The sequence below is a fragment of the Roseospirillum parvum genome (genome assembly GCF_900100455.1).
GTDB lineage: Bacteria > Pseudomonadota > Alphaproteobacteria > Rhodospirillales > Rhodospirillaceae > Roseospirillum > Roseospirillum parvum.
In genome coordinates this window covers 22,561-36,580 of sequence record NZ_FNCV01000006.1, presented here as the reverse complement: position 1 = coordinate 36,580, position 14,020 = coordinate 22,561, and the positions used below count along the sequence as shown (strand labels likewise).

Annotated in this window: 13 protein-coding genes; all 13 read right to left on the bottom strand. The window is 66.3% G+C overall.

Annotated elements, in window-relative coordinates; genetic code table 11:
• Positions 1–72: 72 nt before the first annotated feature.
• Complete coding sequence (gene rpsC, locus BLR95_RS10020; RefSeq protein ID WP_092619250.1) at positions 73–759, bottom strand: 30S ribosomal protein S3; 687 nt, start codon at positions 757–759, stop codon at positions 73–75.
• Positions 760–1,140, bottom strand: coding sequence for a 50S ribosomal protein L22 (gene rplV, locus BLR95_RS10015; RefSeq protein WP_092619247.1), 381 nt, complete (start codon positions 1,138–1,140; stop codon positions 760–762).
• A 2-nt stretch (positions 1,141–1,142) separates the two neighbouring features.
• Positions 1,143–1,421, bottom strand: coding sequence for a 30S ribosomal protein S19 (gene rpsS / locus BLR95_RS10010; protein WP_092619245.1), 279 nt, complete (start codon positions 1,419–1,421; stop codon positions 1,143–1,145).
• Between the two features lie 14 nt (positions 1,422–1,435).
• Positions 1,436–2,272: a 50S ribosomal protein L2 gene (gene rplB, locus BLR95_RS10005; protein WP_092619242.1), complete on the bottom strand. Its 837-nt coding sequence runs from the start codon at positions 2,270–2,272 to the stop codon at positions 1,436–1,438.
• A gap of 4 nt (positions 2,273–2,276) precedes the next feature.
• Positions 2,277–2,597 carry a 50S ribosomal protein L23 gene (locus BLR95_RS10000; RefSeq protein ID WP_092619239.1) on the bottom strand — a complete coding sequence of 107 codons (321 nt, stop codon included), beginning with the start codon at positions 2,595–2,597 and terminating at the stop codon, positions 2,277–2,279.
• Positions 2,594–3,214, bottom strand: a complete 621-nt coding sequence (rplD, locus tag BLR95_RS09995; protein ID WP_092619236.1) for a 50S ribosomal protein L4 — start codon at positions 3,212–3,214, stop codon at positions 2,594–2,596. Before rplD ends, BLR95_RS10000 begins: the two co-directional genes overlap by 4 nt.
• A gap of 8 nt (positions 3,215–3,222) precedes the next feature.
• Positions 3,223–3,981 (bottom strand): 50S ribosomal protein L3, encoded by a 759-nt coding sequence (gene rplC / locus BLR95_RS09990; RefSeq protein WP_092619233.1) that lies wholly within the window; start codon positions 3,979–3,981, stop codon positions 3,223–3,225.
• A 94-nt stretch (positions 3,982–4,075) separates the two neighbouring features.
• A complete protein-coding gene (rpsJ, locus tag BLR95_RS09985) occupies positions 4,076–4,384 on the bottom strand; it encodes a 30S ribosomal protein S10 (RefSeq protein ID WP_092619230.1) in 309 nt (102 codons plus the stop codon).
• Positions 4,385–4,549: 165 nt separating this feature from the next.
• On the bottom strand, positions 4,550–5,740 hold the full coding sequence (gene tuf, locus BLR95_RS09980; RefSeq protein ID WP_092619195.1) for an elongation factor Tu: 1,191 nt from the start codon (positions 5,738–5,740) through the stop codon (positions 4,550–4,552).
• Positions 5,741–5,836: 96 nt separating this feature from the next.
• On the bottom strand, positions 5,837–7,915 hold the full coding sequence (gene fusA / locus BLR95_RS09975; RefSeq protein ID WP_092619227.1) for an elongation factor G: 2,079 nt from the start codon (positions 7,913–7,915) through the stop codon (positions 5,837–5,839).
• A gap of 63 nt (positions 7,916–7,978) precedes the next feature.
• A complete protein-coding gene (rpsG, locus tag BLR95_RS09970; RefSeq protein WP_092619224.1) occupies positions 7,979–8,449 on the bottom strand; it encodes a 30S ribosomal protein S7 in 471 nt (156 codons plus the stop codon).
• A 61-nt stretch (positions 8,450–8,510) separates the two neighbouring features.
• Positions 8,511–8,882, bottom strand: a complete 372-nt coding sequence (gene rpsL / locus BLR95_RS09965; RefSeq protein WP_092619221.1) for a 30S ribosomal protein S12 — start codon at positions 8,880–8,882, stop codon at positions 8,511–8,513.
• 838 nt (positions 8,883–9,720) lie between these two features.
• Positions 9,721–13,941 (bottom strand): DNA-directed RNA polymerase subunit beta', encoded by a 4,221-nt coding sequence (rpoC, locus tag BLR95_RS09960; protein ID WP_092619218.1) that lies wholly within the window; start codon positions 13,939–13,941, stop codon positions 9,721–9,723.
• Positions 13,942–14,020 lie beyond the last annotated feature (79 nt).

The window sequence follows — 14,020 nt, the reverse complement described above, 5'->3', positions numbered from 1 at the left end:
CGTTTTCCCGTCAGCGTTCTTACCTGGGTCCTGGCGGCGCGGCGCCGCTTACTAAGGACCGCTGTTGTTGCGTTAGTTCGAGCGCCCCGGCCCCTGCTGATCGGCCAGGCGCTTGTCCTGGGCCATCGGGTCGTGCTCCATGATCTCGCCCTTGAAGACCCAGACCTTGACCCCGCAGGCGCCATAGGTGGTCATCGCCGTGGCGGTGCCATAGTCGATGTCGGCGCGCAGCGTGTGCAGGGGCACCCGGCCCTCGCGGTACCACTCGGTGCGGGCGATCTCGGCCCCGCCCAGACGGCCGGCGCAGTTGATCCGGATGCCCAGGGCGCCCAGACGCATGGCGTTCTGCACGGCGCGCTTCATGGCGCGGCGGAAGCTGACCCGGCGCTCCAGCTGCTGGGCGATGTTCTCGGCGATCAGCTGGGCCTCGATCTCGGGCTTCCTGATCTCGACGATGTTCAGGTGCACATCGCTGCCGGTCATCTTGGCCAGCTCGCGGCGCATCACCTCGATGTCGGCGCCCTTCTTGCCGATCACCACGCCCGGACGGGCGGTATGGATGGTGATGCGGGCCTTCTTGGCCGGCCGTTCGACGATGATCTTCGACACCCCGGCGCCCTGCAGGCGCTTCTTCAGGTAGTCGCGCAGCTTGACGTCCTCAAGCAGCAGATCGCCATACTCGCGGTCGGCGAACCAGCGCGAATCCCAGGTCCGGTTGATGCCCAGACGCAGGCCGGTCGGATTGACTTTGTGACCCATCTAAACCGTCTCCTCGCGCTCGCGGACCACAATGGTGATGTTGGAGAAGGGCTTCAGGATGCGCCCCACCCGGCCGCGGCCGCGCGGCCGCCAGCGCTTCATGACCAGGGCCCGGCCGACGAAAGCCTCGGCCACGTAGAGCCGGTCGACGTCGAGCTGGTGGTTGTTCTCGGCATTGGCGATGGCCGACTGCAGCACCTTCCTCACGTCCTGGGCGATGCGCCGGGGCGAGAAGGTGAGCTCGGCCAGGGCCGCCTCGGCCGACTTGCCGCGGATGCTGCCGGCCACCAGGTTGAGCTTCTGGGGGCTGACCCGAAGGGTGGTCGCCGAGGCCTTGGCCTCGCTGTCGGCCAGCGCCCGGGGGGCGGAAACTTTACCCATCTCTACTTCCTCTTCGCCTTCTTGTCGGCGGCATGGCCGTAGTAGGTGCGGGTCGGGGCGAACTCCCCGAAACGATGGCCGATCATGTTCTCGGTCACCAGCACCGGCACGAACTTGCGCCCGTTGTGCACCCCGAACGTCAGACCGACGAACTGGGGCAGAATGGTGGAGCGCCGCGACCAAGTCTTGATCACATCCTTGCGCCCCGACGAACGGGCCGTCTCGGCCTTCTTAAGCATATATCCGTCGACGAACGGACCTTTCCACACGGAACGTGCCACGATCCCGACCTCCGTTACTTCTTTTTGGCCTTGTGACGGCTGCGCATGATCAGCTTGTCCGTCGCCTTGTTGTTGCGGGTACGCTTGCCCTTGGTCGGCTTGCCCCACGGGGTGACCGGGTGCCGGCCGCCCGAGGTGCGACCCTCGCCGCCGCCGTGCGGATGGTCGATGGGGTTCATCGCCACGCCCCGCACGCTCGGCTTGCGGCCCAGCCAGCGGGAACGCCCCGCCTTGCCCAGCTTGATGTTCTGGTTGTCCGGGTTGGACACCGCGCCGCAGGTGGCCATGCACTCGCCACGAACCAGCCGCAGCTCGCCCGAATTGAGGCGGATCTGCGCGTAGCCGGCGTCCTTGCCGACCAGCTGGGCGTAGCAGCCGGCGGAGCGGGCGATCTGGCCGCCCTTGCCCTGCTTCATCTCCACATTGTGGATGATGGTGCCGACCGGCATGTTCTTCAGCGGCATGGCGTTGCCGGGCTTGATGTCGGCCCGCTCGCCGGCGACCACGGTATCACCCGGGGCCAGACGCTGCGGGGCCAGGATGTAGGCCAGCTCGCCGTCCTCGTAACGGATCAGGGCCAGGAACGCGGTCCGGTTGGGATCGTACTCCAGGCGCTCGACGGTGCCCGGCACGTCCCACTTGGTGCGCTTGAAGTCGACCAGGCGATAGCGCCGCTTGTGACCGCCACCACGATTGAAGGTGGTGATCCGACCGGTGTTGTTGCGCCCGCCCTTCTTGGTCAGACCCTCGGTGAGGTGCTTGACCGGACCGCCGCTGTGGAGCTCCTTGCGCGACACCAGCACCAGCTGGCGCATGCCCGGAGTGATGGGATTGTGCGTCTTCAGTGCCATGGCGTCAGATTCCCGTGGTCACGTCGATCGACTGGCCCTCGGCCAAGGTGACGATCGCCTTCTTGGTGTCGCTGCGACGGCCCAGACGGCCCCGGAAGCGCTTCACTTTGCCCTTCTGGCGCAGCGTGTTGACGGCCGTCACCTGGACCCCGAACACCTGCTCGACAGCGCTCTTCACTTCCGGCTTGGTGGCCTCCAGGGGAACCCGGAAGACGACCTGGTTGAATTCGCCGAGCAGGGTGCCCTTCTCGGTGATGACCGGGGCGCGGACGATGTCGTAGGCACGCTCCGGGCCAACCGTCACGGCTTGGTACTTGCGGCTCATTTCAGGCGCTCCTCCAGGCTTTCCACGGCGGCCTTGGTCAAAACCAGGGTGTCGCGGCGCAGGATGTCATAGACGTTGGCCCCCTGGCTGGGCAGCACGTCCACCCCGACCAGGTTGCGGGTCGCCTTGCGGAACCCCTCGTTGACCTCGGGGCCGTCGATGACCAGCACCGAGGACCAGCCCAGGCTGGCGAAGCGGCCGGCCATGTCCTTGGTCTTCGGGGTGTCGGTCTCGGCCTTGTCGAGGACCACCAGCTTGCCGTCCTTGGCCTTGGCCGACAGCGCGGTCTTCAGGCCCAGGCGGCGGAACTTCTTGGTCAGCTCGTGGGCGTGGCTGCGCACCACCGGACCAAAAATGGTGGCACCGCCGCGGAACTGCGGGCTGCGCCGCGAGCCCTGACGGGCCCCACCGGTGCCCTTCTGCTTGAACGGCTTCTTGGTGGTGCCGGAAATCTCGGAGATGCCCTTGGTCTTGTGGGTCCCGGCCTGGCGCTTGGCCTGCTGCCAGCGGACCATCCGGTGCAGCACGTCGGGCCGCACCTCAAGACCGAACACCTCGTCGGCCAGCTCGATGTCGCCGACCTTGGCGTTGTCCAGGGAGATGACGTCGCACTTCATGGTTCGGCTCAGTCCTTCTGCTCGGCGGCGTCACCGGCGGCCTCGGCCGCCTCGGCGGGAGCCTCGACCGGCGCCTCGGCGGCCGCCTCGGCAACCTTCAGGGCGCCCGGGGTGGGCACGCCCTCGGGGCGCGGCCGCTTGACGGCGTCGCGGATCTCGACCCAGCCGCCGGCCGAGCCGGGCACCGGGCCCTTGACGAAAATCAGACCGCGCGCGGCATCGACGGCGTGCACGGTGAGGTTCTGGGTGGTCACCCGACGGTCGCCCATGTGGCCGGCCATCTTCTTGCCCTTGAACACCTTGCCGGGGTCCTGGCACTGACCGGTCGAACCGTGCGAGCGGTGACTGACCGACACACCGTGGGTCGCCTCGAGGCCCGAGAAGTTGTGGCGCTTCATGCCACCGGCGAAGCCCTTACCGATGCTCGTCCCGGCGACGTCGACCTTCTGGCCGGCCAGGAAGTGCTCGGCCGACAGCTCGGCGCCGGGCTCGATCAGGTTGTCCGGGCTGACCCGGAACTCGACCAGATGGCGCTTGGGCTCGACCTTCGCCTTGGCGAAGTGGCCGCGCATCGCCTTGCCGGTGCGGCGCACCTTGGCCTTGCCCACGCCGAGCTGCACGGCGGTGTAGCCGTCGCGCTCCTCGGTCCGCTGGGCGGTGACGTGCACGCCGTCCTCCAGGTGGAGCACGGTAACCGGGACGTGGATCCCGTCGTCGGTGAAAAAGCGGGTCATTCCCACTTTTCTTGCAATCAGACCGCAACGCATGTCGTTGTTTCCGCTTTCTTGGTCGGCCCGTTTCCCCGTGCCGCTTGGCTGGGACGGGAAGGGAACCGACCGGTGTTGTCGGCGTTGTTCTCGATTAAAGCTTGATCTCGACGTTCACCCCGGCGGCCAGGTCGAGCTTCATCAGCGCGTCCACGGTCTGCGGAGTGGGATCGACGATGTCCAGCACCCGCTTGTGGGTGCGGATCTCGAACTGCTCGCGCGACTTCTTGTCGATGTGCGGCGAGCGGTTGACGGTGAAGCGCTCCATCCGGGTCGGCAGCGGGATCGGCCCGCGGACCTGGGCCCCGGTGCGCTTGGCGGTGTTGACGATCTCGCGCGTCGACTGGTCGAGCACGCGGTGATCGAACGCCTTCAGGCGAATGCGAATGTTCTGGCTGTCCATGGTCTTTTCGAACCCGTTCCCGGTGCCCGCCCTCAACAAGCGGAGCGCTTCAAAGTCTGTCGGCCCCCTGCTGGGGCGCGATCTGGCTTCAACGTGTCAAAAAACTCTCCGGCGCCCGCGTGGTTGCCCAACCCGGGCGCCGGCCGATATCTGGGCTTTGAAGCCCTACTCGATGATCGAGGCGACGACGCCGGCGCCGACGGTGCGGCCGCCCTCGCGGATGGCGAAGCGCAGGCCCTCGTCCATGGCGATCGGCGCGATCAGGTTCACTTCCATCGAGATGTTGTCGCCCGGCATCACCATCTCGGTGCCCTCGGGCAGACCGATGGTCCCGGTCACGTCCGTCGTGCGGAAGTAGAACTGCGGACGGTAGTTGGAGAAGAACGGGGTGTGACGCCCACCCTCTTCCTTGGTCAGGATGTAGCACTCGCACTTGAACTTGGTGTGCGGGGTGATCGAACCCGGCTTGGCCAGAACCTGACCACGCTCCACGTCGTCGCGCTTCACGCCACGCAGCAGCGCGCCGATGTTGTCGCCCGCCTCGCCCTGATCCAAGAGCTTGCGGAACATCTCAACACCCGTGCACACCGTCTTCGTGGTGTCCTTCAGGCCGACGATCTCCACTTCCTCGTTGACCTTCACGATGCCCCGCTCAACACGACCCGTCACCACCGTGCCACGACCCGAAATCGAGAAAACGTCCTCGATCGGCATCAGGAACGGCTGGTCCTTCGGACGCTCCGGCTGCGGGATGTACTCGTCAACCGCCTTCATCAGCTCAAGGATCGACTCCTTGCCGATCTTCGCGTCGCCGTCCTCCAGAGCCGCCAGCGCCGAGCCCTTCACGATCGGAATGTCGTCGCCCGGGAACTCGTACGAGCTCAGAAGCTCGCGAACTTCCATCTCGACCAGCTCAAGAAGCTCCTCGTCGTCAACCTGATCAACCTTGTTCAGGTAAACAACCAGCGCCGGAACACCAACCTGACGGGCCAGAAGAATGTGCTCGCGGGTCTGCGGCATCGGGCCGTCGGCCGCCGAAACCACCAGGATCGCGCCGTCCATCTGCGCCGCACCCGTGATCATGTTCTTCACATAGTCCGCGTGGCCAGGGCAGTCCACGTGCGCGTAGTGACGGTTCTCCGTCTCGTACTCAACGTGCGCCGTCGAAATCGTGATACCCCGCGCCCGCTCCTCAGGAGCCTTGTCGATCATGTCGTAGGCCGAAAAAGTCGCCCCGCCGGTCTCCGCCAGAACCTTCGTGATCGCCGCCGTCAGGGTCGTCTTGCCATGGTCAACGTGACCAACCGTCCCCACGTTGCAGTGCGGCTTGCTCCGCTCAAACTTTGCCTTGGCCATCTTTAAGCACTCCGTCTTTCGTCAGAACGCCTGCCGCGCTGCGGTCAGGGGCGTGTTCCAAATAATCCGCTGGTCGGCTGTCGCCCAGCGCCGGGATCAGCCGGCCATCTTGGCCCGGATCTCCTCGGACACATTGTTCGGCACCTCGGCATAGCTGTCGAAGTGCATGGTGTACTGGGCCCGCCCCTGCGACATCGAGCGCAGGGTGTTGACGTAGCCGAACATGTTGGCCAGCGGCACCTTGGCGGAGACCACCCGGGCGTTGCCCCGCTGATCCATGCCCGAGACGTTGCCCCGGCGGCTGTTCAGGTCGCCGATGATGTCGCCCATGTACTCTTCCGGGGTCACCACCTCGACCTTCATCATCGGCTCGAGCAGGCGCGGCTTGGCCTGCGGGATACCCTCGCGGAAGGCGGCGCGGGCGGCGATCTCGAAGGCCATCACCGAGGAGTCGACGTCGTGGTAGGCGCCGTCGATCAGGGTGGCCTTCCAGTCGGTCATCGGGAAGCCGGCGATGACGCCGTTGTCCGACGCGCTGTCCAGCCCCTTCTGCACACCCGGGATGTACTCCTTGGGCACCGAACCGCCGACGATGGTGTTGTTGAAGATGAAACCCTCGCCGGGCTCGGCGGGCGAGAACTCCAGCTTGATGCGGGCGAACTGGCCCGAACCGCCGGTCTGCTTCTTGTGGGTGTAGTCGATGGTGTGGGTGCCGACGATGGTCTCGCGGTAGGCCACCTGCGGGGCACCGACGTTGGCGTCCACCTTGAACTCGCGCTTCAGGCGGTCGACGATGATCTCAAGGTGCAGCTCGCCCATGCCCTTGATCACCGTCTGCCCGCTCTCCGGATCGGTGGCGACGCGGAACGACGGGTCCTCGGCCGCCAGGCGGGCCAGGGCCACGCCCATCTTTTCCATGTCGGCCTTGGTCTTGGGCTCCACGGCGACCTCGATGACCGGGTCGGGGAACTCCATGCGCTCGAGGATCACCGGCTTGACCGGGTCACACAGGGTGTCGCCGGTGGTGGTGTCCTTCAGGCCCACGATGGCCACGATGTCGCCGGCCGCCGCCCACTTGATCTCCTCGCGGCTGTTGGCGTGCATGAGCAGCATGCGGCCGATGCGCTCGCGCTTGCCCTTCACGGTGTTCAGCACGTAGGAGCCGCTTTCCAGGATGCCCGAGTAGATGCGGGCAAAGGTCAGCGAGCCGACGAACGGGTCGTTCATGATCTTGAAGGCGAGCGCCGAGAAGGGCTCGTCGTCCGAGCTGACGCGCTTGACCTCTTCCTCGGTGTCGGGCAGCACGCCGCGGATCGAGGCGACGTCGGTCGGCGCCGGCATGAAGTCGATGACGGCGTCCAGCATGGTCTGGACACCCTTGTTCTTGAACGCCGAGCCGCACAGCACCGGCACGAACTGCATGGCGATGGTGCCCTTGCGGATGCACGCCTTCAGGGTCGCCTCGTCGGGCTCGTTGCCCTCCAGGTAGGCTTCCATGGCGGCGTCATCGGCCTCGACCGCGGTCTCGATCAGCTTCTCGCGGTACTCGGCGGCCTTGTCGGCCAGCTCGGCCGGAATGTCGGTGTACTCGAACGAGGCGCCCAGGTCGTCGCCCTTCCAGACCACCGCCTTGTTGACGATCAGATCGACCACGCCCACGAAGTCCGACTCCGAGCCGATGGGCAGGTTCATGACCAGCGGGGTGGCGCCCAGGCGATCGACGATCATGTCGACGCAGCGATAGAAGTCGGCGCCCATGCGGTCCATCTTGTTGACGAAGCACATGCGCGGCACGTGGTACTTGTCGGCCTGGCGCCACACCGTCTCCGACTGCGGCTCCACGCCGGCCACCGAGTCGAACACCGCCACCGCACCGTCGAGCACGCGCAGCGAACGCTCCACCTCGATGGTGAAGTCGACGTGGCCCGGGGTGTCGATGATGTTGATCCGGTGCTCTTTCCAGAACGCCGTGGTCGCCGCCGAGGTGATGGTGATGCCGCGTTCCTGCTCCTGCTCCATCCAGTCCATGGTGGCGGCGCCGTCATGGACCTCGCCGATCTTGTGCGACTTGCCGGTGTAGTAGAGGATTCGCTCGGTCGTGGTCGTCTTGCCGGCATCAATGTGGGCCATGATGCCGATGTTGCGGTATCGCTCGAGCGGCGTGTCGCGCTTCATCACCTGGAACTCCTTGGCGTCCGGGGGGCGGCCGGGGTCTTTTTAGAAACGGTCGGTCGGGGGTTACCAGCGATAGTGGCTGAAGGCCTTGTTGGCCTCGGCCATGCGGTGGGTGTCTTCGCGCTTCTTGACGGCGCCGCCACGGTTGTTGGCGGCATCCGACAGCTCGCCCGACAGACGATCCACCATGGTCGTCTCGGAGCGCTTGCGGGCCTGATCGACCAGCCAGCGGAAGGCCAGCGCCTGACGACGCTCCGGGCGGACCTCCACCGGCACCTGATAGGTGGCGCCACCGACGCGGCGCGAGCGCACCTCGACCGCCGGCTTCACGTTGTCCACCGCATCGTGGAACAGGCGCACGGGGTCCTGACCGCCACGGCCCGCCATCTTGTCGAGCGCGCCATAGACGATCCGCTCGGCGGTGGACTTCTTGCCGTCCAGCATCACCGAGTTGATGAACTTGGCCAGAACGCGGTCGCCGAACTTGGCGTCCGGCAGAACCTCACGCTTTACCGCTGCGCGACGTCGGGACATGGTCGTCTCTTTCCTTCGCCTACCCGAAAAGTGGGCTTACACAAAAAAACCGGCTCGAAACTTACTTCGGACGCTTCACGCCGTACTTGGAACGGCGCTGCTTGCGGTCCTTGACGCCCTGGGTGTCCAGGGTGCCGCGAATGGTGTGATAGCGCACACCCGGCAGATCCTTGACGCGCCCGCCGCGGATCATCACCACCGAGTGTTCCTGCAGGTTGTGGCCCTCACCCGGGATGTAGCTGGTGACCTCGAACCCGTTGGTCAGGCGCACACGCGCCACCTTGCGAAGCGCCGAGTTGGGCTTCTTGGGGGTGGTCGTGTAGACCCGGGTGCACACCCCACGCTTCTGCGGGCAGGCCTGCATGGCCGGCACCTTGTTGCGCTTCACCGGCACCTTGCGGCCAGCGCGGATCAACTGGTTGATCGTCGGCATCTCGATTCCTTGCACTCGATGGCCGTCACGCCGCCCATGAGCCCCCCTGCCTTGAGAGAACCCGGTACGGACACGCCGGCGCGCCCCTCTTGCTGTGTCGCGGGGGCGATCCGTGATCGATCACATGACCTGTCGCAAAGGCCCTGGCTGACCCGAATCCCAAAGGCAGCACATCAGGTCCCCGGGCCGACCCCGCCCCCTTCAAGGAGCCCTTGAAGGAACCGGCGCCGCCGCGCCCCGCACCGAGCCGGCAAAAGCGCCCCCGGGGCCTGAAGCAGGCACTGGGCGGCGAGCCGCTCTCTGCGAGAAAGGACAGTCACGAGCCAAAAACCAGGGCCTGAAAGGCTGACAACCGCCTGGCTCGTCTGATGACCGCTTCGGGAGCCGCGTCTGACCTGCCACCCCGGTTCGACCGTTAACGGAAGGTGCCGCCCTGCCTTCGAAACCATCCAGGTTGTCGAGACAATCCGGCACCGCCCCGGTCGGGAGCGTCAGGCCACCACCGGACCCGCGGAGGCGGCTTTATAGTCCCCGCCCTTCCGGGCGTCAAGCATTGAATCCCCGGGCCCTTCCGGGCCACTCGCCGGGGGATGGCCAAAGGTCGGCCAAGAGGTCGGCCAGAGGCCGGCCAGAGGCCGGCCAGAAGCCGGCCAGACATGGCAGGGGCCACACCGTTCCCGGTGTGGCCCCCACCATATAAGGTATGGGTCGGCGAGCCCATTAGAGCAAAGCCCGAGCGATCCAGAACGGATCGCGACGACGATTTGCACCAATATCAAAAGTTTAGAGCGTGTCGCGTGATTCACAAATCACGCGGCACGCTCTACAGCCCCTCAGCCTACTCCTCGTTGGCCGGAGGCGTCGACTGGGCGGCGGCCACGGCCTCGGTCAGCGCCGGGGGCAGGGCCTCCGGCGCCGCCGCCTCGGCGGCTGCCTCCGCCTCGGCGGCACGGGCCTCCTGGATGCGCTGGTCGCGCTCGGCGGCGATCGCCTTCAGGCGATTCATCACCGCCCCGGTGCCGGCCGGGATGAGACGCCCGACGATGACGTTCTCCTTGAGGCCGATCAGGCTGTCCTCCTTGCCGGAGACCGCGGCCTCGGTGAGCACGCGGGTGGTCTCCTGGAAGGAGGCGGCGGAGACGAACGAGTGGGTCTGCAGCGAGGCCTTGGTGATGCCCTGCAGCACCGGCGAGGCGGTGGCGGTGCGCCCGCCCTCCTTCAGCACCTTCTCGTTCTCGGCCTGGAAGTCGAGGCGGTCGACCAGCTCGCCGACCAGGAAGGTGGTCTCGCCGGGCTCGACGATCTCGACCTTCTGCAGCATCTGGCGACAGATCACCTCGATGTGCTTGTCGTTGATCTTCACGCCCTGCAGCCGGTAGACGTCCTGGATCTCCTTGATCAGGTAGTCGGCCAGCGCCTCGACACCCATCACGCGCAGAATGTCGTGGGGCACCGGGTTGCCGTCCATCAGGGCGTCGCCGCGCTTGACGAAGTCGCCTTCCTGAACCGCCAGATGCTTGCCCTTGGGGATCAGGAACTCGACCGGATCGCCCTCCTCGGGAACCACCAGGATGCGGCGCTTCGACTTGTAGTCCTTGCCGAACTCGACCCGCCCGTCGATCTCGCTGATGATGGCGTGATCCTTGGGCTTCCGGGCCTCGAACAGCTCGGCCACCCGGGGCAGACCGCCGGTGATGTCGCGCGTCTTGGTGCCTTCGCGCGGGATGCGGGCCAGCACGTCGCCGGCATGCACCCGCTGGCCGTTCTCCACCGAGAGGATGGCGTCCACGGTCATGAAGTAGCGCGCCTCGTGACCGCTGGGCAGGGTGATCACCTCGCCGGTGTCGTCGCGCAGGGTGATGCGCGGCTTGAGGTCGCTGCCCCGCGGCTGCTGCTTCCAGTCGGTGACCACGCGGGCCGAGATGCCGGTCGCCTCGTCGGTGACCTCGCGCATGGACAGGCCATCGACCAGGTCCATGTAGTTCACGATGCCTTCGCGCTCGGTGATGATGGGCAGGGTGTAGGGGTCCCACTCGGCCAGCTTGGAGGCCTTGGTGACCGCCTCGCCGTCGTCGACCAGCAGCTTGGCGCCGTAGGGCAGGCGGTGATGCGCCTTCTCGCGGCCCTGGGCATCGACCAGGACCAGCTCGCAGGTGCGGTTCATGACCACCATCACGCCGTCGCTGTTGGCGACCACGTGCTTGTTGTTGATCTTCACCGTCGCCTCGAAGCCGGCCTCGATGGACGACTGCTCGGTGCCGCGCTGGGCGGCGCCGCCGATGTGGAAGGTCCGCATGGTCAGCTGGGTGCCCGGCTCGCCGATCGACTGGGCGGCGATGACACCCACCGCCTCGCCGATGTTGACCGGCGTGCCGCGCGCCAGATCGCGCCCGTAGCACTTGCCGCAGACGCCGCTGACCGTGTCGCAGGTCAGCACCGAGCGGATCCGGATCTGCTCCAGGCCGACCGCCTCGATGCGTTCCACCGCCGGCTCGTCGATCATCCCGCCGATCGGCACGATGACCTCGCCACTGGTCGGGTCGGTGATCTCCTCGGCCGCCGTGCGGCCCAGGATGCGGTCGCCCAGCGAGACGATGGTGTCGCCACCCTCGACCACCGGCGAGACGGTCAGGTAACGCTCGGTGCCGCAATCTTCCTCGATGATGATGGCGTCCTGGGCAACGTCGACCAGACGCCGCGTGAGGTAGCCCGAGTTGGCGGTCTTGAGCGCCGTGTCGGCCAGCCCCTTACGGGCCCCGTGGGTGGAGTTGAAGTACTCCAGCACGGTCAGGCCTTCCTTGAAGTTGGAGATGATCGGGGTCTCGATGATCTCGCCCGAGGGTTTGGCCATCAGGCCGCGCATGCCGGCCAACTGCTTCATCTGGGCGGGCGAGCCACGGGCCCCGGAGTGGGCCATCATGTAGATCGAGTTGACCGGCTTGCCCGGGTCGAGCACGGCGGTCACCTTCATCATCTCGTCGGCCACCTGATCGGTGCAGTGGTGCCAGGCGTCGACCACCTTGTTGTACTTCTCGCCCTGGGTGATCAGGCCGTCCTGGTACTGCTGCTCGAACTCCTTGACCTGGGCCTCGGTGTCGGCGACCAGCTTGGCCTTGGCCTCGGGGATCAAAAGGTCGTCCTTGCCGAAGCTGATGCCGGCCCGCGCCGCCTGCTTGAAGCCCATGGACATCATGCGGTCGCAGAAGATCACCGTCTCCTTCTGCCCGCAGTGGCGGTAGACCACGTCGATGACGTCGCTGATCTCCTTCTTGCGCAGCAGCCGGTTGACGGTGCCGAACGGCACCTTGGGATGCCTGGGCAGGATCTCGGCCAGCATCAGGCGACCGGGGGTGGTCTCGATCAGCTGGGTGGCCATCTCGCCGGCCTCGTTGTAGGTGGTCAGGCGGGCCCGGATCTTGGCCTGCAGGCTGACCACGCCGGCGGTCATGGCGTGCTCGACCTCCGACAGGCTGCCGAAGACCATGCCCTCGCCCGGTTCGTCCTTGCGATCCAGCGTCATGTAATAGAGACCCAGCACCATGTCCTGGGTGGGCACGATGATCGGCTTGCCGTTGGCCGGCGACAGGATGTTGTTGGTCGACATCATCAACACCCGGGCCTCGAGCTGGGCTTCCAGGCTCAAGGGCACGTGCACGGCCATCTGGTCGCCGTCGAAGTCGGCGTTGAACGCCGTGCAGACCAGCGGGTGAAGCTGGATCGCCTTGCCCTCGATGAGCACCGGCTCGAAGGCCTGGATGCCCAGACGGTGCAGGGTCGGGGCGCGGTTCAGCAGCACCGGGTGCTCGCGGATCACCTCTTCCAGGATGTCCCAGACCTCGGGACGCTCCTTCTCGACCATCTTCTTGGCCGCCTTGATGGTGGTGGCCATGCCGTAGAGTTCGAGCTTGGAGTAGACGAAGGGCTTGAACAGCTCCAGCGCCATCTTCTTGGGCAGGCCGCACTGGTGCAGCTTGAGCTCCGGCCCGACCACGATGACCGAACGGCCCGAGTAGTCGACGCGCTTGCCCAGCAGGTTCTGGCGGAAGCGGCCCTGCTTGCCCTTCAGCATGTCGGCCAGCGACTTCAGGGGGCGCTTGTTGGCCCCGGTGATGGCCCGGCCGCGCCGCCCGTTGTCGAACAGGGCGTCGACCGACTCCTGAAGCATCCGCTTCTCGTTGCGGATGATGATCTCCGGGGCGCGCAGCTCGATCAGCCGCTTCAGGCGGTTGTTGCGGTTGATGACCCGGCGGTACAGGTCATTCAGGTCGGAGGTGGCGAAGCGCCCGCCGTCCAGCGGCACCAGGGGCCTGAGCTCGGGCGGGATGACCGGGATGACGGTCAGGATCATCCACTCCGGCCGGCAGCCCGACTCGAGGAAGGCCTCGACCAGCTTCAGGCGCTTGACCAGCTTCTTGCGCTTGGCCTCGCTGGTGGTCTCCTTGAGATCGACACGCAGCTCGCCGCGCAGCTCCTCCAGGTCGATGGCGGCCAGAAGGTCGCGCACCGCCTCGGCGCCGATGCCGGCGGTGAAGCTGTCCTCGCCGTATTCCTCGACCGCCACCTGATACTGCTCTTCCGAGAGCAGCTCGAACTGCTTCAAGGGGGTGAGGCCCGGCTCGACCACCACATAGCTCTCGAAGTAGAGAACCCGCTCGAGGTCCTTCAGGGTCATGTCGATGAGCAGACCGACCCGCGAGGGCAGCGACTTCAAAAACCAGATGTGGGCCACCGGGGCGGCCAGCTCGATGTGGCCCATGCGCTCGCGGCGCACCTTGGACAGGGTGACCTCAACGCCGCACTTCTCGCAGATGATGCCGCGATACTTCATGCGCTTGTACTTGCCGCACAGGCACTCGTAGTCCTTCACCGGCCCGAAGATGCGGGCGCAGAACAGGCCGTCCCGCTCCGGCTTGAAGGTGCGGTAGTTGATGGTCTCGGGCTTCTTGATCTCGCCGAACGACCAGGACAGGATCTTTTCGGGGCTGGCGATCGAAATCTTCATCCGGTCGAACGACTGCGCGCCGCTGACCTGGCCGAAGATTTTCATAAGCTCGCTCATGGGTACGTCTCCCCAAGGGTGGTGGGCCGGATTTTGAAAACTGCCGCCGCCGGGGCGCCTGTCAGCGGCGCCCCGGCCG

Excerpts from the sequence above, each read along its gene's own strand:
- rpsC (WP_092619250.1), bottom strand. The coding sequence starts at position 759 with ATGGGTCACAAAGTCAATCCGACCGGCCTGCGTCTGGGCATCAACCGG.
- rplV (WP_092619247.1), bottom strand. The coding sequence starts at position 1,140 with ATGGGTAAAGTTTCCGCCCCCCGGGCGCTGGCCGACAGCGAGGCCAAG.
- rplB (WP_092619242.1), bottom strand. The coding sequence starts at position 2,272 with ATGGCACTGAAGACGCACAATCCCATCACTCCGGGCATGCGCCAGCTG.
- BLR95_RS10000 (WP_092619239.1), bottom strand. The coding sequence starts at position 2,597 with ATGAGCCGCAAGTACCAAGCCGTGACGGTTGGCCCGGAGCGTGCCTAC.
- rplD (WP_092619236.1), bottom strand. The coding sequence starts at position 3,214 with ATGAAGTGCGACGTCATCTCCCTGGACAACGCCAAGGTCGGCGACATC.
- rplC (WP_092619233.1), bottom strand. The coding sequence starts at position 3,981 with ATGCGTTGCGGTCTGATTGCAAGAAAAGTGGGAATGACCCGCTTTTTC.
- rpsJ (WP_092619230.1), bottom strand. The coding sequence starts at position 4,384 with ATGGACAGCCAGAACATTCGCATTCGCCTGAAGGCGTTCGATCACCGC.
- tuf (WP_092619195.1), bottom strand. The coding sequence starts at position 5,740 with ATGGCCAAGGCAAAGTTTGAGCGGAGCAAGCCGCACTGCAACGTGGGG.
- fusA (WP_092619227.1), bottom strand. The coding sequence starts at position 7,915 with ATGAAGCGCGACACGCCGCTCGAGCGATACCGCAACATCGGCATCATG.
- rpsG (WP_092619224.1), bottom strand. The coding sequence starts at position 8,449 with ATGTCCCGACGTCGCGCAGCGGTAAAGCGTGAGGTTCTGCCGGACGCC.
- rpsL (WP_092619221.1), bottom strand. The coding sequence starts at position 8,882 with ATGCCGACGATCAACCAGTTGATCCGCGCTGGCCGCAAGGTGCCGGTG.
- rpoC (WP_092619218.1), bottom strand. The coding sequence starts at position 13,941 with ATGAGCGAGCTTATGAAAATCTTCGGCCAGGTCAGCGGCGCGCAGTCG.